This is a genomic window from Variovorax sp. PBL-E5, assembly GCF_901827185.1.
GTDB lineage: Bacteria > Pseudomonadota > Gammaproteobacteria > Burkholderiales > Burkholderiaceae_C > Variovorax.
Genome location: NZ_LR594671.1, coordinates 3,055,081 through 3,072,691, shown reverse-complemented (window position 1 = coordinate 3,072,691; position 17,611 = coordinate 3,055,081). Strand labels below are relative to the sequence as shown.

Annotated in this window: 17 protein-coding genes; 7 read left to right on the top strand and 10 right to left on the bottom strand. The window is 68.3% G+C overall.

Annotated features, from left to right (window positions below):
- Nucleotides 1-2 precede the first annotated feature (2 nt).
- From WDLP6_RS14955 to WDLP6_RS14930, 6 genes are all read right to left on the bottom strand, one after another.
- The gene (locus WDLP6_RS14955) at nt 3-530 is read right to left on the bottom strand and encodes an acetyl-CoA carboxylase biotin carboxyl carrier protein (RefSeq protein WP_162592960.1); all 528 of its coding nucleotides are present in this window, start codon (nt 528-530) and stop codon (nt 3-5) included.
- Nucleotides 531-541: 11 nt separating this feature from the next.
- Nucleotides 542-1,303 carry an SDR family NAD(P)-dependent oxidoreductase gene (locus WDLP6_RS14950; protein WP_162592959.1) on the bottom strand — a complete coding sequence of 254 codons (762 nt, stop codon included), beginning with the start codon at nt 1,301-1,303 and terminating at the stop codon, nt 542-544.
- Between the two features lie 52 nt (nt 1,304-1,355).
- Nucleotides 1,356-2,003: a 3-oxoacid CoA-transferase subunit B gene (locus WDLP6_RS14945; RefSeq protein WP_162592958.1), complete on the bottom strand. Its 648-nt coding sequence runs from the start codon at nt 2,001-2,003 to the stop codon at nt 1,356-1,358.
- Complete coding sequence (locus WDLP6_RS14940; protein ID WP_162592957.1) at nt 2,000-2,665, bottom strand: 3-oxoacid CoA-transferase subunit A; 666 nt, start codon at nt 2,663-2,665, stop codon at nt 2,000-2,002. Before WDLP6_RS14940 ends, WDLP6_RS14945 begins: the two co-directional genes overlap by 4 nt.
- 14 nt (nt 2,666-2,679) lie before the next feature.
- Nucleotides 2,680-3,453 carry an ABC transporter permease gene (locus WDLP6_RS14935; RefSeq protein ID WP_162592956.1) on the bottom strand — a complete coding sequence of 258 codons (774 nt, stop codon included), beginning with the start codon at nt 3,451-3,453 and terminating at the stop codon, nt 2,680-2,682.
- Nucleotides 3,454-3,536: 83 nt separating this feature from the next.
- Nucleotides 3,537-4,409, bottom strand: a complete 873-nt coding sequence (locus WDLP6_RS14930; protein WP_232077073.1) for an ABC transporter ATP-binding protein — start codon at nt 4,407-4,409, stop codon at nt 3,537-3,539.
- 115 nt (nt 4,410-4,524) lie between these two features.
- On the opposite strand from WDLP6_RS14930, the gene WDLP6_RS14925 reads away from it, so the two are divergent.
- The 4 genes from WDLP6_RS14925 to WDLP6_RS14910 are packed head-to-tail and all read left to right on the top strand — an operon-like array spanning nt 4,525 to nt 8,123.
- Nucleotides 4,525-5,283 (top strand): GntR family transcriptional regulator, encoded by a 759-nt coding sequence (locus WDLP6_RS14925; RefSeq protein ID WP_162592954.1) that lies wholly within the window; start codon nt 4,525-4,527, stop codon nt 5,281-5,283.
- A gap of 50 nt (nt 5,284-5,333) precedes the next feature.
- Nucleotides 5,334-6,386 (top strand): ABC transporter substrate-binding protein, encoded by a 1,053-nt coding sequence (locus WDLP6_RS14920; RefSeq protein WP_162592953.1) that lies wholly within the window; start codon nt 5,334-5,336, stop codon nt 6,384-6,386.
- Between the two features lie 58 nt (nt 6,387-6,444).
- Entirely contained in the window at nt 6,445-7,686 is a 1,242-nt protein-coding gene (locus WDLP6_RS14915; RefSeq protein WP_162592952.1) for an aconitase X, read from the top strand.
- Between the two features lie 59 nt (nt 7,687-7,745).
- Nucleotides 7,746-8,123, top strand: coding sequence for an aconitase X swivel domain-containing protein (locus tag WDLP6_RS14910; RefSeq protein WP_332105661.1), 378 nt, complete (start codon nt 7,746-7,748; stop codon nt 8,121-8,123).
- Nucleotides 8,124-8,175: 52 nt separating this feature from the next.
- Here WDLP6_RS14910 and WDLP6_RS14905 read toward each other — a convergent pair whose 3' ends face one another.
- From WDLP6_RS14905 to WDLP6_RS14895, 3 genes are read right to left on the bottom strand one after another with little or no spacing between them, the layout of a single operon-like run.
- On the bottom strand, nt 8,176-9,171 hold the full coding sequence (locus tag WDLP6_RS14905; protein WP_162592950.1) for an isopenicillin N synthase family dioxygenase: 996 nt from the start codon (nt 9,169-9,171) through the stop codon (nt 8,176-8,178).
- 56 nt (nt 9,172-9,227) lie between these two features.
- Nucleotides 9,228-11,846 (bottom strand): membrane-bound PQQ-dependent dehydrogenase, glucose/quinate/shikimate family, encoded by a 2,619-nt coding sequence (locus WDLP6_RS14900; protein ID WP_162592949.1) that lies wholly within the window; start codon nt 11,844-11,846, stop codon nt 9,228-9,230.
- A gap of 4 nt (nt 11,847-11,850) precedes the next feature.
- Nucleotides 11,851-12,324 carry a hypothetical protein gene (locus WDLP6_RS14895; RefSeq protein WP_162592948.1) on the bottom strand — a complete coding sequence of 158 codons (474 nt, stop codon included), beginning with the start codon at nt 12,322-12,324 and terminating at the stop codon, nt 11,851-11,853.
- A 243-nt stretch (nt 12,325-12,567) separates the two neighbouring features.
- Between WDLP6_RS14895 and WDLP6_RS14890 the strand changes: the two genes are divergently transcribed.
- Nucleotides 12,568-12,972, top strand: coding sequence for a hypothetical protein (locus tag WDLP6_RS14890; protein WP_232077072.1), 405 nt, complete (start codon nt 12,568-12,570; stop codon nt 12,970-12,972).
- Here WDLP6_RS14890 and WDLP6_RS14885 read toward each other — a convergent pair.
- Nucleotides 12,969-13,460 carry an Lrp/AsnC family transcriptional regulator gene (locus WDLP6_RS14885; protein WP_162567907.1) on the bottom strand — a complete coding sequence of 164 codons (492 nt, stop codon included), beginning with the start codon at nt 13,458-13,460 and terminating at the stop codon, nt 12,969-12,971. The genes WDLP6_RS14890 and WDLP6_RS14885 overlap by 4 nt on opposite strands.
- Nucleotides 13,461-13,552: 92 nt before the next feature.
- On the opposite strand from WDLP6_RS14885, the gene WDLP6_RS14880 reads away from it, so the two are divergent.
- Both WDLP6_RS14880 and WDLP6_RS14875 read left to right on the top strand, forming a co-directional pair.
- Nucleotides 13,553-17,158, top strand: a complete 3,606-nt coding sequence (locus WDLP6_RS14880; RefSeq protein ID WP_162592947.1) for an indolepyruvate ferredoxin oxidoreductase family protein — start codon at nt 13,553-13,555, stop codon at nt 17,156-17,158.
- Nucleotides 17,158-17,604 (top strand): DUF302 domain-containing protein, encoded by a 447-nt coding sequence (locus WDLP6_RS14875; protein WP_162592946.1) that lies wholly within the window; start codon nt 17,158-17,160, stop codon nt 17,602-17,604. The genes WDLP6_RS14880 and WDLP6_RS14875 overlap by 1 nt, the downstream gene beginning before the upstream one ends.
- Nucleotides 17,605-17,611: the final 7 nt, after the last annotated feature.

Below are 17,611 nucleotides of genomic sequence, written 5' to 3'. Positions count from 1 at the left end.
GCTCAGCTCCGGGCCGCGTCGGGGCGGATCCACAGCATCGCGCTGCCTTGCTCCACCATCGCGGCGTTGGCGGCGACGATCTCGACCACGGTGCCGGCGCACGGCGCCTTGATCGTGTTCATGACCTTCATCACTTCGATGATGCAGAGGTCCGAGCTTTCCGACACCTTCTGGCCCACGGAGGCGAAGGGCGCGGCGTCCGGCGAGGGCGCCGCGTAGTAGACGCCCATCATCGGCGCGGTGACGGGCACCAGGCCTTCGCGCTGCTCCGGTGCCGACAGTCGTTTGGTCTTGGCCGGCGCTGCAGCGGCGGGCTTCGGCTGCGCCGGTGCGGCCGCAGCCGGTGCCGCAGCGGGTGCGAGCGCAGCAGCGGGCGATGCCATGCCCGCAGGCGCGGCGCTGCCCGCTTCGCGCGCGGTCTCGCGGCGCACATGCAGCTTGAGGTCGCCGTATTCGAAGCGGACTTCGGCGGCGGGGAATTCCTCGATGATGCGAAGAATCTGGTCGACTTCCTTGAACGTGAGATTCATGTCGTCTCCTTTCAGGCGTAGACCACTGGCCTGAAGCCGAACGCGAGGTAGCCGCCGTCGACCGCCATCGCATGGCCGGTCATGAAGGACGAATCGTCGGAGGCCAGGAAGGCCACCGCGCTGGCGATCTCGTGCGGCTTGCCGTAGCGGCCCATCGGAATGCGCTCCTCGCGCCGGCGGCGTTCCTCGCCGACCTGCTCCTTGATCATCGGCGTCTCGACCTGCGCCGGCAGGATGGCGTTGACGCGCACCTTCTGCGGCGCCACCTCGCACGCCAGGGTCTGGGTCAGCGCGATCACGCCGGCCTTGGACACGTTGTATGCGCCCATGCCGGTGCAGGCGCGCACGCCGTTGATCGAGGCGATGTTGATGATCGAGCCGCCGCCCTGCGCCACCATGTGGCGCGCCGCGATGCGGTTGCACAGGAAGACGCCGGTGAGGTTGATCTGCAGGCAGCGTTCCCATTCGGCGGTGGCCTGGTCGAGCAGCTGTGCCATGGGCCGCACGCCGGCCGCGCAGACCAGCACGTCGATGCGGCCGTATTGCTCGACGACGCGGGCGAATGCCTCTTCGACGCTGGCCTCGCTGGCCACGTCGACGACCACGCCGAGCGCCTGGCCCTCGACCGCGCGCACGCCGGCCTGCACGGCGGCCTCGCTGGCGTCCATGACGACGACGCTCGCGCCCTCGGACTGGAAGAGTCCGCAGAGCTCCACGCCCATGCCGCCGCCGCCGCCCGTGATGGCGACGATCTTCTTGTTGAACCTTGACACTGGATATCTCCTTGTGGGTCTGATGAAGGGAATGGATCCGTCGCGCGCTGCGCTACTGGAGCCTGATCTGGACCGGGCCGCTCACGGCGGCCCGCATGTCGGATTCGGTGACGCCGGGCGCGAGTTCGCGCACCACGAAGCCCTCGTGCGTGCAGTCGATGACACCGAGGTCGGTGAACACGGTGCTGACGCAGCGCGGCGCGGTCAGCGGGAAGGAGCATTCGGACACCAGCTTGGGTAGTCCGTCCTTGCCGGTCTGGCGCATCATCACCAGCACCTTCTTGGCACCGACGGCGAGGTCCATGGCGCCGCCGACGCCGCCCACGCCCTTGGCACCGGGCACGCGCCAGTTGGCGAGGTCGCCGCCGGCCGAGACCTGCAGGGCGCCGAGGATCGAATAGTCGAGCCGACCGCCGCGGATCAGCGAGAAGGAATCGGCCTGATGGACGATCGCGGCGCCGCGCACCAGCGTCACCGGCTTCTTGCCCGCGTTCACGACGTCGGGGTCGGCCTGGCCCGGCAGCGGGTCGGGGCCCATGCCGATGATGCCGTTCTCGCTGTGGAGCAGCACGTCCACGCCGGCCGGTATGTGGCCCGCGACCGCCGTCGGCAGGCCGATGCCCAGGTTGACGCAGGCGCCGTCCGGCAGCTCGGCCGCCACGCGGCGCGCGAGCTCGGTGTCGCTCCAGCCCCTGCTCATTGCAGCGTCTCCACGATCTGGTTGACGAACACGCCCGGCGTGTGCACGTCGTCCGGGTCGATGTCGCCCAGCGGCACGAGTTCCTGGATCTGCGCGATGGTGTGGCGCGCGGCCATCGCCATCAGCGGATTGAAGTTGCGGCTGGCCAGCCGATAGCGCAGGTTGCCGGAGCGGTCGGCACGGTGCGCGGCCACCAGCGCGAAGTCGCCGACGATCGCCTTCTCGTACACATAGCCGCGGTCGTCGATCACGCGTGTTTCTTTCCCCTGCGTCAGCTCGGTGCCGTAGCCTGTGGGCGTGAAGAAGCCGGCGAGGCCGGAGCCGCCGGCGCGCAGGCGTTCGGCCAGCGTGCCCTGCGGAACCAGCTCGACCTCGACGCCGCCTTCCGCATGGGCGGCGAAGAAGTGGTCGGCGCCCTGCTGCGAAGGGAAGGAGGCGATCAGGCGGCTGACGCGCCGGTGCTTGAAGAGCAGCGACAGGCCGCGGTCGCCGGTGCCGGCATTGTTGGACACCAGCGTCAGGTCATGGACGTCGCGGCTGGCCAGCGCGTCGACCAGTTCGAGCGGCACGCCGATGTCGCCGAAACCGCCGACGAGGATGACGCTGCCGCTCTGCACGGTCGCGACGGCGGCCGCCGCCGATTGCTTGAGTTTGTCGATCAATGGAATCTCCAGGCTCAGCGTCCGCGCCAGTGCACCAGGCGCGACTCGAGCAGGTTGAGGAACAGGTTCAGCAGCAGGCCGATCGCGCCGATCAGCACGATGCCGATGAACACGACGGGGATGCGGAAGGTCAGCGCGGCGTCGGCGATCATGTAGCCCAGGCCCGACTGGGCACCGGTCAGTTCGGCCGCCACGACGACCGCCCAGCTCAGCGCCATGGCCACCTTCAGGCCGGTGAAGATCTGCGGGATGGAGGCCGGGAAGACGATGCGCGTGAACAGCTGGAACCGCGTCAGGCCGAGCGACTTGGCGGCCCGCAGGTAGGCGATGGGCACGTTGGCCGCGCCGGCATGCGCGTTGACGTGCACGTAGTTGAAGGAGGTCCAGAAGATCAGGATCACCTTGCCGACTTCGCCCAGGCCGAAGTAGAGGACGACCATCGGAATGAACGCGATCGGCGGGATCGGGCGCACGAAGGCCATGATCGGCGACGCGATCGCGCCGCCGACGCGGCTGAAGCCCGTCAGCAGTCCGAGCGGCACGCCGAACAGCACGCCCAGGGCGAAGCCGGCCAGCGTCCGGTAGAGGCTGATCTCGATGTGCTGCCACAGCGAGGCGTCCTTGTAGCCTTCCCTGACCAGCACGACCGTCTCGCGGAACAGCTCCGCGGGACTCGGCAGATAGCCCTGCGGTATCCAGCCGGACGTGCTGACGATCTGCCACGCGAGCGCCAGCACGATGACCGCCAGCGTGGAGATGGTGAGGGACGGCACGAAAGGTAGCTTCATGGAGGCCTTCGATGGAGGTTGCGCCGCGTCGGTTGCCTGCAGCAAGGCCCTGGGCGCGACGGCGGAGGACGTGTTTCTCATGATCAGTGCACCTCCATGCGGCGATCGGCGCTGCGGGCGGCGCCGTGCACGGCGTCCGCGGCCTGCTGCACGGCCTCGAGCAGCTTGGCCTGCAAGGCGACGAACTCCGGGGAGCTGAGGAACTGGTAGCTGCGCGGCTTGGGCTCGGTGACTTCGATCTTGACCTTCACCTTGCCGGGCCGGCCCGTCATGACCACGACGTGATCGGAGATGTAGATCGCCTCGGCCACGTCGTGCGTGATGAAGAAGATGGTCGGCCGGAACACCTTCCACAGATCGAGCAGCAGGCGCTGCATCATCAGCCGCGTCTGGTAGTCCAGTGCGCCGAAGGGCTCGTCCATCAGGAGGACCCTGGGTTCGCTGATGAGCGCACGCGCGATCTGCACGCGCTGCTGCATGCCGCCGGACAGCTGGTAGGGATAGTGGCGCTCGAAGCCGCTGAGGCCGACCTCGCGCAGCAGGTGCGTGGCGCGGGCTTCGCGTTCGGCGGCGCAGACGCCGCGGCACTTCAGGCCCAGCGTCACGTTGTCCATCACGCTAAGCCACGGAAACAGGGAAGGGTGCTGGAACACCACCGCGCGGTCCATGCCCGGCTCGCTGACGGCGTGGTTGCCTGCGTAGACGCCGCCGGCGCTGACGGCTTCGAAGCCGGCCACCAGATTCAATGCGGTCGACTTGCCGCAGCCGGTGGGACCGACGATGGAGAAGATCTCGGAACTGGCGATCTCCAGGTTGAAGTCATCCAGCGCCAGCGTGGCGCCGGTGCTGCCTTTGGCGCCGGGATAGCGCTTGGTCACACCGCGAAAGGAAATGCTGGAACCGCCCGAAGGCGGGCGGCCGTCCGGGGCGCGGGCAAGGGTCTCGACTGTCTCCATCTTCATTGCTCCGTTCAGAGGGTTTGGGCTTGCGAACTTCTAAGTTGTCTGCTATTGTATGCACATCATAGCAAACATATTCGGCAATGCAAGCAGATTTGAGAAAGACAGACAGATGAATGCCCTGCTCGAAAACCTCGAACGCGAAAGCGACCGCTCTCTCTATGAGCAAGTCACCGACCGGCTGCGCGGCCACTTGGTGGCGAACATGGCGGTGGGCCAGCAACTGCCCACCGAGGCCGAACTGGTCGAGGTGTTCTCCGTCAGCCGCTCCACGGTGCGCAAGGCGGTCCAGCAACTCGTGGACGAAGGCGTGCTCACGCGCCGGCAGGGCAAAGGCACCTTCATGGCACGGCCGACGCCGAAGATCGTCCATTCGATCGACCGGCTCGCGCCTTTCATGGAGACCTTCCGCAACGCCGGGGAAGACCTTCACACCGAGCTCATTCATTTCGGCTGGGTCGATTCGCCCAGCCTTCCGGATGCGCTCCAGGCATGGGACAAGCCGGTGCTGTCCTATCAGCGGCTGTATGTGTCGGGCGGCATTCCGCACGCGGTCACCCGCATCGATCTGCCGCATCACCTCGGCCGCAAGCTCAGCCAGTCGGACGTCGAGGCGCAGCCGCTCTACAACGTGCTGTCCAAGAAGCTGCGCATCTCGCTGTCGCGCGCGGAGTTCCTGGTCAGCTGCCGCCAGCCCACGCCGGAGCTGAGCCAGAAGCTGGAGCTGTCGCAAAGCACCTTCCTGCTGGTGCTGGAGCGCATCACGCGCGACACCGACGGCAACCCGGTCGAGATGACGACCCACTTCCTGCGACCCGACGTCTATCAGCTGAGCGTCGCGCTCGACGACGTGCACGCCCGGAAGTCCTAGCCCCATTCATGCAAACGCCGCCAGAGGCATACACAAAGAAGGAGACAACCATGTTCAGCAGATTCGTTCGCCAATTGATGGCCGTCACGGCGCTGGCCGCCGCGTCGGTGATGCCACAGGTCCAGGCTCAGCCTGCCGCCGCGCCGCCGGTCGGCGCACTCACGCCGGTGAACATCGGCTTGCCGATCTCCAACTACTGGCCGGCCTACATCGCGCGCGACCTCAAGCTGTTCGAGAAGGTCGGGCTCGCACCCAAGTTCTTCATGTTCCAGTCCGGCGCACCGCTGATCGCGGGCATGAAGAGCGGCAGCCTCGACGTCGCCTGGACGGGCCTTGCGACACTGTTCATGCTGGGCCAGGGCATCCCGCTGAAGTTCGTGCTGGTGCCGCTGGATTCGTCGAGCCAGATGGCCTACGTGGTCAATCCAGCGAGCGGCATCGAGAGCTACAAGGACATCGCCAAGAGCAAGAACATCGGCGCGTCGACGGCCACCTGCTCGGAGGTGTCGATGGTTCTCGCGGCGCGTGCGGCCGGCACGCAGCGCTCGGCGCTGCACGCCTCGAACCTGGCGCCGAACCTGATGCAGACGGCGCTGCAGAACGGCCAGATCGACTCCGCCTTCATGTGGGGCCCGTGGAACCTGCTGTGGCGCGATGCCGGCTACAAGATCGTCAGCTGGGACAAGGACTTCATGAAGGACGGCGGCGTGTGCGCCACGACGGTGGCGATACGCCCTGATTTCCTGAAGACGAATCCGTCGGTGGGCTGCAAGCTGGTGAAGGTGCAGGCGCTGGCGATGGAGGCGGCGCGCAAGGATCCGGAGCATGCGATCCGAACCATGCAGGAAGCCTTCAACATTCCCTACAAGACGGCCAAGGAAACCTACGAGACGCTGCTGATCCCGTCCATCGAATCGCAGCTCAAGCCCGATTCGCCGTGGACCTTGTCCAACAAGTCGGCCGGCCTGACCGAGAAGCTGTTCGTCGCGGGCGAAGCGTTGCGCGAGGCGAAGGCGATCACGCAGCCGATCTCGCGCGCCACGATCGCCGAGGCGGTCGATGACAGGTACATCCGCGAATACCTCGACAAGGACTGCAAGTAAACCTCGACGCCATCGCTTCACCACCGCTATGAACACCGAAACACCGGACACCGGGTCCATGAAGTTGAACGCCGACGAACTCGCCATGCTGCGCGGCGAGCGCGGCAAGGCCGTGCAGAAGGCCATCCAGTTCCAGATCGAGGTCGGCAACTTCTTCGGCGCGCGGCACTTCGTTCCCATCACCAACGCGCACGTCATGGGCGACATCGAGGTGATGGGCGAGGGCGGCCTCGCGCACCTGCGCGAGATGTCCGAGCACCACGCGCGGTGCGCCGTGCCGACCTCGAGCAACGCGCGCTGCATGCACTTCGACACCGTCGACGAGCTGCGCCAGGATCCGGCCGACATGGTGAAGGAGCGCGAGATCATCGTGCGCCTGCGCGACATGCGCGTCGCCACCACCGACACCTGCATCAACTACCAGACCGTCTACCAGCCCAAGATCGGCGAGCACGTGGCCTGGGGCGATACGGGGACGGTGATCTACGCGAATTCGGTGTTCGGCGCCCGCACCAACTACGAGGCAGGCAACGCCAGCTTCGCGGCGGCCGTGACCGGGCGCACGCCGGCCTATGGATTCCACCTCGACGAGGTTCGCCGCGGCACGCTCTCGGTCGACCTGCAGGCGAAGATGACGGACCTGGCCGACTGGGGCGCGCTGGGCAAGATCATCGGGCATCCGAACCAGGACTATTTCGCCGTGCCGGTGATCCAGGGCGTCAGGGAAACGCCCTCGTCGGATGCGCTCAAGCACCTGGGTGCATCGCTGGCCAGCTACGGCTCGATGGCGATGTTCCACATGGTCGGCGTCACGCCCGAAGCGCCGAGCGCCGAGGCGGCCTTCGGCGGCAACGTGCCGAGCTCCGAGATCACGGTCACGCAGGCCGATCTGGATGCCGTGTACCAGGCCTGCAAGTATGTCGACGGCGCGCACAACATCGTGGTGTTCTCGGCGCCGCAGCTGTCGATCTTCGAGATGCAGGCGATGGCGCAGCTGTTCAGCGGCCGCAAGGTCGCGCCGGGCATGCATGCGTTCATCACGACCAACCATGCCGTGTACAGCGATGCCAAACGCCTGGGCTACATCGACACGCTCGAGGCGGCCGGGGTCAGGCTGCTCCAGGGCGTGTGCTTCTATATCCTGCAGCGGCTGTCCAGCATCCGGCAGGAGAACGACTGGACGAACCTGATCTCCAACTCGGGCAAGCTGGTCAACACCATCACGGCGCACCGGTTCAACACCGTGCTGCGCCGCACCGCCGACTGCGTGGACATCGCATGCACGGGAGAACTCAAGTGAACGCGCGCATCGAAGTCACGAAGGCCTGGGGGCCGGTGGTCGAGGGCGAGGCGCTGGTGATGCGGGAAGGCTTCAGCCCGCGCTACGACCTGGACCGCACGACGGGCGTCATCTCCCGCATCGGTCACAGCGCGGAAGGAGAGTCCGTGATCGACCGGATTCTGGTGATCCCGACCGTGAAGGGCGGGGTGGCCGGCGGATGGGCCTTCCTCGACATGCTGCACAAGGGCATCGCACCGAAGGCTCTGGTGTTCGGCCGGCTCAACCCGGTGATGGTGCAGGGCGCCGTGCTGGCCGGCATGGCGATCACCGAAGGCTGGTCGTCGGACGCGTTGACGCTGATCGGGACGGGCGACCGCATCCGCATCGATCCGGCGGCAAGGACCATTTCCGTCGTCGCGGTGCACCGGCAGCCGATGCTTCAGCGCGTCAGGTAGGTTCGAGGCCGGCCGCTCGCCGCTTGCCGGAAGGATCCCGCGCAGCCACGCTTCACAGGACTTCGCGCACCAGCTGCGGAAACACCTTCGATACCTTGTCCAGCAGATAGTCCCCATAGCGGCCGTTGAAGGCATGCACGTTGGCGCGATCCCAGCGCAGCGCGCTGTCGTCCTCGGCATGGCCGCCGGCCAGCCCTTCGATGCGCGCCACGCGGGCCTCGAAGTTCGGATCGAAGAAGAGCGGAAAGGACAGCCGGTCGCGGCCCGAGGTGTTGCGCACCACGCGGTGCGGCGTCGAGCGGTACAGGCCGCCGGTCATGCGGTCGAGCATGTCGCCGATGTTGATGACGAAGGCGCCCGGCACCGGCGCGGCATCGACCCAGCCCGCGGCGGTGCGTACCTGCAGGCCGCCGATGTCGTCCTGATGCAGGACGGTGAGCAGGCCGTAGTCGGTGTGCTCGCCGACGCCCCATGCCACATCGAGTCCGGCCGGTACCGGCTGCGTCGGATAGTTGAAGAGGCGAAAGAGGATCAGCGGGTCGGCCGTGTAGCGGTCGTGGAAATAGCCGGCCTCGAGCCCGAGGCTCAGCGCGATGCCTTCCATCAGGCGATGGCCCAGTTGCGTGACGGCATCCATGTAGTCGAGCAGGGTCTGCCTGAAGCCCTCGATGTCGGGAATGAGGTTGCGGCCATGCACGGGTGTCTGCGCGCGCACGAGGGGATGGTCGTCCGCAAGCTCGGTACCGAGGTAGAGGCCTTCCTTCCAGTCGGGCAGGCCCGAGGTGAGTTCGCCGCCGAGCGGAAAGTAGCCGCGCCAGGCCCGGCCGCCGAGCGCCATGCGCCAGCGCATCTTGGTCGCCTCGTCGAGCGCGAAGAAGCGGCGGCTCAGTGTTTCGAGCCGATGCGTCAGCGCCGGATCCACGCCGTGGCCGATGGCATAGAAGAAGCCGTGCGCGCGGCAGGCGGCGCCGATCTCGGCGGCCACCGCGGCGCGCGCCGGGGTGCCGGCGACCAGTGCGGCGATGTCGATCAACGGGAGCGCGTTCATGGGCTGTCGTCCGGCATGCGAGGGGCACAGTCTCGCACGGCGCGTGGCGTGTGGTGCTAGCGCTTCGGCAACGCGTACGCGATCACCGAGTCACCCGCCTTCGTGCCCGTCGAGCCGTGCCCGCCGGCGACCACCAGCAGGTACTGGCGGCCATCGGCGCCGGTGTAGGTCATCGGCGTGGCCTGGCCGCCCGCGGGCAGGCGGCTGCGCCACAGCTCGCGTCCGCTCGCGATCTCGTAGCCGCGCACGTAGTTGTCGAGCGTGCCCGAGAGAAAGGCCACGCCGCCGGCCGTCATCACCGGGCCGCCCAGGTTCGGCACGCCCATGCGAAACGGCAGCGGCACGGGCGACAGGTCGCGCACCGTGCCGTTGCGGTGCTTCCATGCGATGCGACCGGTGCGCAGGTCGACGCCCGCGACATAGCCCCACGGCGGCGCCTGGCACGGGATGCCGATCGGCGAGACGAAGGGACTGAGCTTCACCGCGAAGGGTGCGCCGAAGTTCTCGTTGAGCGCCGGCAGGCTGCCTTGCGGCGGCCCCTTGTCCTGGACCATCAGCGCCTTGTCGTCCGGCCGCGGCACCAGCTTCGACACGAAGGCCAGGTAGGTGGGTGTGGTGAAGGCGGCCTGGCGCGTCGGATCGACCGCGATGCCGCCCCAGTTGAAGGTGCCGAAGTTGCCCGGGTAGATCAGCGAGCCCTGCACCGAGGGCGGCGTGAAGCGGCCCTCGTAGCGCAGCCGCTGGAAGGCGATGCGGCAGGCGAGCTGGTCGAACATCGTGACGCCCCACATCTGGCGGCCGCTGAGCGGCGGCGGATCGAAGGACAGCGCCGAGCGCGGCTGCGTCGGCGCCGAATGGTCGCCCTGTGCCGCGCCCTGCGGTGCCGGCGTCTCGGTGACCGGCAGCAGCGGCGTGCCGGTGCGGCGGTCGAGCACGAAGAGTTCGCCCTGCTTGGTCGGCTGTACCAGCGCCGGCACGGTGGCGCCGTTGACGGTGAGGTCGAACAGCGTCGGCTGGGCCGGCACGTCGTAGTCCCAGAGGTCGTGGTGCACGGTCTGGAAGCGCCAGCGCACCTTGCCGGTCGCGAGGTCGAGCGCGACCACCGACGACGAATAGTTCTCCACCGCGGGGCTGCGCCGGCCGCCCCATTGATCGGGCGGCTGGTTGCCCATCGGCAGGTAGACCATGCCCAGCGCTTCGTCGACGCTCGCGATCGACCAGCTGTTGGGCGAGTTGACGGTGTAGGTCTGCCCCGGCGCGATCGGCTCGGTGCTGTCGGGGTTGCCGGAATCCCAGTTCCACACCAGCGCGCCGGTGTCGATGTCGAAGGCGCGGATCACGCCGGACTGTTCATGCGTCGACAGGTTGTCGAGCACGGTGCCGCCGACGATCAGCAGCTTGCGCGTGACCACCACCGGCGAGGTCGAATAGTAGGAGCCCGGGTCGAGATTGGGCATGTGCGCCCACAGGTTGATCTGGCCCTTGCCGCCGCCGAAGTCCTTGCAGACGGCGCCCGTGTCGGGGTCGAGCGCGATGAGGCGGCCGTCCGCGGTCGGCATGAAGAGCCGGGCCGGGCAGTGGTCGGTCGCATGGCCGCTGTCCGCGGCCACCGGCTGTGCGGCCTGGCCGGACGTGGCGAGCTCGGGCGGTGCGGGTGGCGAGGGGGGAGGCTCGGATGCGGGCGAGGACGCGGACGCGGATGCCGGTTCGGCAGCGGGCGCCGGCGCGGATGCCGGCTCGGCCGGTGCTGTCGCCGCGGCCTGCACTGTCGGCGTTGCCTCGCTGCGCGGTGGCTGGTACGACAGGCCGCGGCAGGTCAGGTGCTGCAGCGCCAGCTTGCCCTGGATCTTCGGGTCGTAGCGCCACAGCTGCGCCCCCGTGGTGGCGTCGAGCGCGATCACCGACTGGTGCGGCGTGCACAGGAACAGCCGCTCGCCCACCTTGAGCGGCGTCACCTCGTCGGTCGTCTCTTCGGGGTCGCCGCTGCGGCCGCGCAGGTCGCCGGTCTGGATCTGCCACGCGACCTGCAGCTGGTCCACGTTGGCTGGCGTGATCTCGCCGAGCGGCGAATAGCGCTGGCCATAGCCGGTGCGGCCATAGGCATGCCATTCGCCGGGCGGCACCACATCCTCGGGTCCGCCGAGCGCGGGCGTGGCGTTGCCCGCCGCGCCGGGCAGCTGCCCGATGATCTCGTGCGGATCGCGTGTCCAGGACAGCACCGCCACGACCACGAACAGCACCAGTGCCATGGCGAGCGCGAGGCCGCCGTCGCGGCGCAGCGAGACCGGCGCCGGATCGGCCTGCCCCGGCACGTCGTGGACCAGCCGCTGCGTCACCCACGGCGTCAGCAGCAGCAGGCCGAACACGAACAGCACGTCGAGCCGCGCGGCCATCGGCCACCAGTCGAGGCCCGCCTCCCACACGGACCACACCAGCGAGGCGCCGAAGAGCAGCGCATAGACCCACAGCGCTGCCGGCTGGCGCCGCATCAGCAGCCAGCCCGTGGCCAGCAGTCCGGCGCCTGCCGCCACGTAGTAGCCGCTGCCCTGCAGCACGGCCAGCCAGATGCCGCCGCCGGCCACGCCCAGGCCCATGAGCAGCAGAAGGAGCGCGACGATGTTGATCGCGGCTTCGCCGCGCGGAGGTATCGGGTTCGGGATGTCGTCGCCGACCATGGCGTCAACGCAGCAGCGCGAAGGCCGCCACCGCCGTGGCCAGCGCACCCAGCACGACCCAGCCCTTCGATAGCCGCGGCTGGGTGACGGCGCGGTAGGCCTCCAGGCGCGCGGGGAGCGTGCGGATGTCCTCGATCGGCCGGTGCGGCGCGAAGCGCTCGTCCTTGTCGATCGCCGACAGCGTCGAGGCCAGGGTGGCGGCGTTCTTCGGGTTGCGCTCGCCCTGGGCGTTCTGGACGTAGGCCGCGAAGGCCTTGCCCTGCGCGGTGAAGCCGATGTCCTCGCCGCTCATGACCAGCACACCATGCTCGATCAGCGCGTTGAGGCCGCGGCGTATGGAGGGCCGTTCGTCCACCGGCACCGTGGCCTGCAGGCCCGTGCGCGAGGTCCTGGCCGCGCCGCTGGTGGCGCAGCGATCCTGCACGAGCGTCGCGAGAACGCCTGCGAAAGTTTCCCGCTCGGTCAGTTCCAGTGCCATTGAAGATACCTCGTCATCTGCGCAGCCGCTGCCGACAGGATAGCTGCGGCGTCCTCGAAGGCCGTAGGCGGTCTTCATCAAGCACGCTAGGATTTTCCCGCACGACCGCCCGGCCCGCGGCGCTCATTCTGGGCTAAGTCTCCCCTCATCCCCGTCTCATTCTGGCTGCCTAGAGTGCCAACAGGTCCTCCGTACGGCGTTCGTGCCGTGCGGGGCAGAACCGAGATCCTCAAGGAGATCCTTATGCACACTTCACTCAAAGCCCTGGCCTTCGGCGGCTGTGTCGCCCTGGCCGCATTCGGCTCCATCACGGCCAGCGCGCAATCGTCGTCATACAGCGACGAGGTCTACAAGGGTGCCGTCTCGGCCGCCCATCCGAGCGGCACCGAAGCGATCGGCCAGTCGACCGGCGCGCCGATGATGAATTCGACGATCTCGAGCGACGAGGTGAGCCAGGGCGCTGCCGCGGCTGCGCATCCGGCCGGCACCGAGGCCATCGGCCAATCGACCGCCGCGCCGATGGCGACCTCGATGGTGTCGAGGGCGGACGTCTACGCAGGCGCGGTGGCGGCTGCGCATCCGGCCGGCACCGAGGCCATCGGCCAGTCGACCGGGATGGCCGGCATCACCGGCGGCACGCCGCACTAGGCCGCGGGCCCTCCGGGAATCGGCAGGCTCGCGCCTGCCTTCACCTCGCGCAGCACGATCGCCGAGCGCACGTGCGTGACACCCGACAGCTGGAACAGCGTCGTGTGCAGGAACTGCTCGTAGTGCTTGATGTCCGGCACCAGCACGGTGAGGATGTAGTCCGCCGGGCCGGTGGCCGAGACGCAGCGCACGATCTGCGGGCTGGCGGCCACCGCTTCCTCGAACGCGCGCACCTGCGTCTCGCCGTGCCGGTCGATGTTGACCTCGGTCACGGCCGACAGGTTGAGCCCGACCTTCTCCGGATCGATCACCACCGTGTAGCCGCGGATCACGCCGGCGGCTTCCATGTCCTTGATGCGGCGCCAGCACGGCGTCGCCGACAGCCCGACCGCCTCCGAGATCTGCTGAACCGTCTGGCGGGCATCGCGCTGCAATTCGAAAAGAATCTTCAGCGAGTACGAGTCGAGAAGGATGGATTCGTCTTTCATCGTGCGATCGGAGAATTTGATTCTCGAAGAAGGGGTTGTTGCCAGTGTATTGAAGAAGCTTTTACTCAGGGTGCGGGCCAAGAATCCTGCGTATGAACTCCCTCACCGAGGCGCCCGTGCGCCCGAACGAATTGCATCGTTCCGACTATCAGCTTTCCGACAGCCTCTGGGCCTCTTCGGGCGCCATCTTCCTCACCGGCACGCAGGCGCTGGTACGGCTGATGCTGATGCAGCGCCAGCATGACGCAGCCCTCGGCCTGAAGACGCAGGGCTTCGTGAGCGGCTACCGCGGCTCGCCGCTCGGCATGGTCGACCAGGCGATCTGGAAGGCGGGGCCGCGCTTCGGCGATGCCGGCATCCGCTTCGTGCCGGCGATCAACGAGGAGCTCGCGGCGACGCAGGTGCTGGGCACGCAGCGCGTCGAATCGGATCCGGAGCGCACCGTCGATGGCGTGTTCGCGATGTGGTACGGCAAGGGGCCTGGCGTCGATCGCGCCGGCGATGCGCTCAAGCACGGCAACGCCTATGGCTCGTCGCCGCATGGCGGCGTGCTGGTGGTGGCCGGCGACGACCATGGCTGCGTCTCCTCGTCGATGCCGCACCAGAGCGACCAGGCGCTGGCCGCATGGAGCATGCCGGTGCTGCAGCCGGCCTGTGTCGCCGAGTACCTGGAGTTCGGCCTGTACGGCTATGCGCTGTCGCGCTATGCCGGCGCCTGGGTCGGCATGGCCGCATTGTCGGAGGTGGTGGAGAGCGCGAGCACGGTCGACCTCGACCTCGTGCTCGCACGCGTCGCCGCATGGGCCGATGCCGACGCGGTGCGCGCCGCGACCGGCCACAGAGAACCCGTCGACGGCCTGCATTACCGCTGGCCGGACCTGCCTTCGCTGCGCATCGAATCGCGCCTGGCCGACAAGCTCGACGCGGTGGCCGCCTTCGCGCGCGTCAACAGCATCGACCGCCACGTGATCGAGAGCCCGGATGCGAAGGTCGGCATCGTCACCTGCGGCAAGGCCCACTACGACCTGATGGAAGTGCTGCGGCGCCTGGAGATCACGCCCGAGGCACTGGCGCGCGTCGGCGTGCGGCTCTACAAGGTGGGCCTGAGTTTTCCGATCGAGCAGAGCCGCATCAAGGCCTTCGCGGCCGGACTCGACGAGATCCTGATCGTCGAAGAGAAGGGCGCCGTCGTCGAGACGCAGATGCGCGAGCTGTTCTACAACCTGCCGGCCGATACGCGGCCCGTGCTGGTCGGCAAGCGCGACCGCGAGGGACGGCCGCTGGTGTCGGCGCTCGGCGAACTGCGGCCCTCGCGGCTGATCGAGCTGGTCGCGCACTGGCTGTCGGCGCATTTCCCGGCCAACCAGGATCTCGGCGACCACCTGCAGCACGTGCGCGACTTCACGCCGCCCGAATTGCTCGCCAACCCGAGCGACAGCGTCAAGCGCCTGCCTTACTTCTGCGCCGGCTGTCCGCACAACACGAGCACGAAGGTGCCCGAAGGCTCGACTGCGCGCGCCGGCATCGGCTGCCACTTCATGGCCAACTGGATGGACCGCAGCACCGCCGGGCTGATCCAGATGGGCGGCGAGGGTGTCGACTGGGTCTCGCATTCGCTCTTCACTCGCACGCCGCACGTGTTCCAGAACCTGGGCGACGGCACCTACTACCACTCGGGCTACCTCGCGATCCGGCAGGCGGTCGCGGCCAAGGCCACGATCACCTACAAGATCCTGTTCAACGACGCGGTCGCGATGACCGGCGGCCAGCCGGTCGACGGCGTGATCAGCGTCGATGCGATCGCGCGCCAGGTCGAATCCGAAGGCGTGAAACAGGTCGTGGTCGTCAGCGACAACATCTGCAAGTACGACGCCATCCAATCACGCTTCCCGGCCGGCACCGAGTTCCACGACCGTGCCGAGCTGGACGTAGTGCAGCGCCGCCTGCGCGAGATCGCCGGCGTCACCGTGCTGATCTACGAGCAGACCTGCGCGGCCGAGAAGCGGCGCCGCCGGAAGAAGGGTGAACTGCTCGATCCGCCGAAACGCCTCTTCATCAACGAGGCCGTCTGCGAAGGCTGCGGCGACTGCGGCGTGCAGAGCAATTGCGTCGCGGTGCTGCCGAGCGAGACGCCGCTCGGGCGCAAGCGCAAGATCGACCAGACCAGCTGCAACAAGGATTATTCCTGCGCCAAGGGCTTCTGTCCGAGCTTCGTCGGCGTGACGGGCGGCGCGCTGCGCAAGAAGAGCGGCGCGTTGGCGCGCGATCTCGATGCCTTCTTCCGCCAGGCCGCGGCCTTGCCGACACCCGCTGCGCACACCTGGACGGCGCCTTACGACCTGCTGGTCACGGGCGTCGGCGGCACCGGCGTGGTCACGGTCGGCAGCGTGATTGCGATGGCCGCGCACCTCGAAGGCAAGTCGGCCAGCGTGCTCGACTTCATGGGCTTCGCGCAGAAGGGCGGCGCGGTGCTGAGCTTCGTGCGCCTGGCCGACGTGCCCGAGCGCCTCAACCAGGTCCGCATCGACACCCAGCAGGCCGACGCGATCCTGGCCTGCGACATCGTGGTCGGCGCATCGCCCGATGCGCTGCAGACGGTGCGCCACGGCCGCACGCGCATCCTGGCGAACACGCACGAGATTCCGGTGGCCGAGTCGCTGCGCAATCCGGATGCCGAACTGCATGTCGACCTGCTGCTGGACAAGCTGCGCTTCGCGGCCGGCGACGAGCGGGTCGAGACCTTCGATGCACAAGGCCTGGCGGAGGAATTCCTCGGCGGCACGCTGGCCGCCAACATCCTCGCGATGGGCTATGCGTGGCAACGCGGCCTGCTGCCGCTCGGTCTCGCGGCGCTGACGCGCGCGATCGAACTCAATGGCGTCGCCGTGCCGGAGAACCTGCTCGCATTCGCGCTCGGCCGCGTCGCTGCGGCGAACGCGGATGCGCTGGAGCGCCTGCGCGCGACACCGGCCACTGCTGCGCAGGACGATTCGATCGATGCGCTGATTGCACGCGGCGTGGCCCATCTGACGGGCTACCAGAACGCGGCCTGGGCACGCCGCTTCGAAGCCCATGTCCGCGCGCTGCGCGAGCGCGAGGCCGCGCTGCCGGGCGGCGACCCCACGCTGCCCCTGACGCGCAATGCGGCGCGCAGCCTGCAGAAGCTGATGAGCTACAAGGACGAGTACGAAGTCGCGCGCCTCTACACGAACGGCGATTTCCGCCGCAAGCTGGCCGAGCAGTTCGAGGGCGACGTCCGGCTCGAATTCCACATGGCCCCGCCCTTCATCGCGCGCCCGAAGAATGGCCAACCACCAGTCAAGATCCGCCTCGGCGGCTGGATGCTGCCGGCGATGGGATGGCTGGCACGCGGCAAAGTCCTGCGCGGCACGGTGTTCGATGTGTTCGGACACACGCAGGAGCGCCGGCTGGAACGCGCCCTGATCACGCAATTCGAGCAACGCCTGGAGACGCTGATGGCCGGCCTCAGCGCGACCGGCCAGGCGCGAGCGGCGCAGATCGCGGCACTCCCGCTCGACATCCGCGGCTATGGCCACGTCAAGCTCGCGAACCTCGCGCTGACGCGGGCGCGCGAGGCGGAGCTGCTGCATCGGCTGGACCCGGAGCGCTATCCCAAGCCGGTGGCCGGTGCACCGACCGCCGGCCAGTTCCGCGGCATCGCGGTGGTGGCTGAATAATGCGGTCTGCATCGGAGGCATCCGCCGGCGCGCAGGAGCACATCATCACGAACCCATCGAACGAGGCCGGACTGGTCGAGCAAATCGGCGCCTCGGACTTCGCATCCACGCTCGAACGGCTGACCGCGGCCATCGAAGGCGCCGGGCTGCAGATCTTCGCGCGCATCGATCACGCGGCAGGTGCGCGCGCGATCGGCATGGACATGCTGCCGGCCGTGGTGCTGGTCTATGGCCACGCGCGCGGCGGCACGCCGATCATGCAGGCCTGTCCGCAGGCGGCGCTGGACCTGCCGCTGCGCGTGCTGGTGCGGCAGGACGAAGAGGGGCGCACGCGGGTTGCGTTCCGTCCGGTCGGGGCGATGCTTCGGCAGTTCGGCGTGACCGAAGAGCTGGCGGCTCGGCTCGAACCGGCGCAGCGGCTGCTGCTCGGTGCGCTGAGTCCCTGATGCCGGC

What these genes read in the sequence shown, in the direction of transcription:
- WDLP6_RS14910 (WP_332105661.1), top strand. Translation starts at nt 7,746, where the DNA reads ATGCGGGAAGGCTTCAGCCCGCGCTACGACCTGGACCGCACGACGGGC.
- WDLP6_RS14955 (WP_162592960.1), bottom strand. Translation starts at nt 530, where the DNA reads ATGAATCTCACGTTCAAGGAAGTCGACCAGATTCTTCGCATCATCGAG.
- WDLP6_RS14925 (WP_162592954.1), top strand. Translation starts at nt 4,525, where the DNA reads ATGAATGCCCTGCTCGAAAACCTCGAACGCGAAAGCGACCGCTCTCTC.
- WDLP6_RS14930 (WP_232077073.1), bottom strand. Translation starts at nt 4,409, where the DNA reads ATGGAGACAGTCGAGACCCTTGCCCGCGCCCCGGACGGCCGCCCGCCT.
- WDLP6_RS14895 (WP_162592948.1), bottom strand. Translation starts at nt 12,324, where the DNA reads ATGGCACTGGAACTGACCGAGCGGGAAACTTTCGCAGGCGTTCTCGCG.
- WDLP6_RS14875 (WP_162592946.1), top strand. Translation starts at nt 17,158, where the DNA reads ATGCGGTCTGCATCGGAGGCATCCGCCGGCGCGCAGGAGCACATCATC.
- WDLP6_RS14905 (WP_162592950.1), bottom strand. Translation starts at nt 9,171, where the DNA reads ATGAACGCGCTCCCGTTGATCGACATCGCCGCACTGGTCGCCGGCACC.
- WDLP6_RS14915 (WP_162592952.1), top strand. Translation starts at nt 6,445, where the DNA reads ATGAAGTTGAACGCCGACGAACTCGCCATGCTGCGCGGCGAGCGCGGC.
- WDLP6_RS14900 (WP_162592949.1), bottom strand. Translation starts at nt 11,846, where the DNA reads ATGGTCGGCGACGACATCCCGAACCCGATACCTCCGCGCGGCGAAGCC.
- WDLP6_RS14885 (WP_162567907.1), bottom strand. Translation starts at nt 13,460, where the DNA reads ATGAAAGACGAATCCATCCTTCTCGACTCGTACTCGCTGAAGATTCTT.
- WDLP6_RS14880 (WP_162592947.1), top strand. Translation starts at nt 13,553, where the DNA reads ATGAACTCCCTCACCGAGGCGCCCGTGCGCCCGAACGAATTGCATCGT.
- WDLP6_RS14945 (WP_162592958.1), bottom strand. Translation starts at nt 2,003, where the DNA reads ATGAGCAGGGGCTGGAGCGACACCGAGCTCGCGCGCCGCGTGGCGGCC.
- WDLP6_RS14920 (WP_162592953.1), top strand. Translation starts at nt 5,334, where the DNA reads ATGTTCAGCAGATTCGTTCGCCAATTGATGGCCGTCACGGCGCTGGCC.
- WDLP6_RS14935 (WP_162592956.1), bottom strand. Translation starts at nt 3,453, where the DNA reads ATGAAGCTACCTTTCGTGCCGTCCCTCACCATCTCCACGCTGGCGGTC.
- WDLP6_RS14890 (WP_232077072.1), top strand. Translation starts at nt 12,568, where the DNA reads ATGCACACTTCACTCAAAGCCCTGGCCTTCGGCGGCTGTGTCGCCCTG.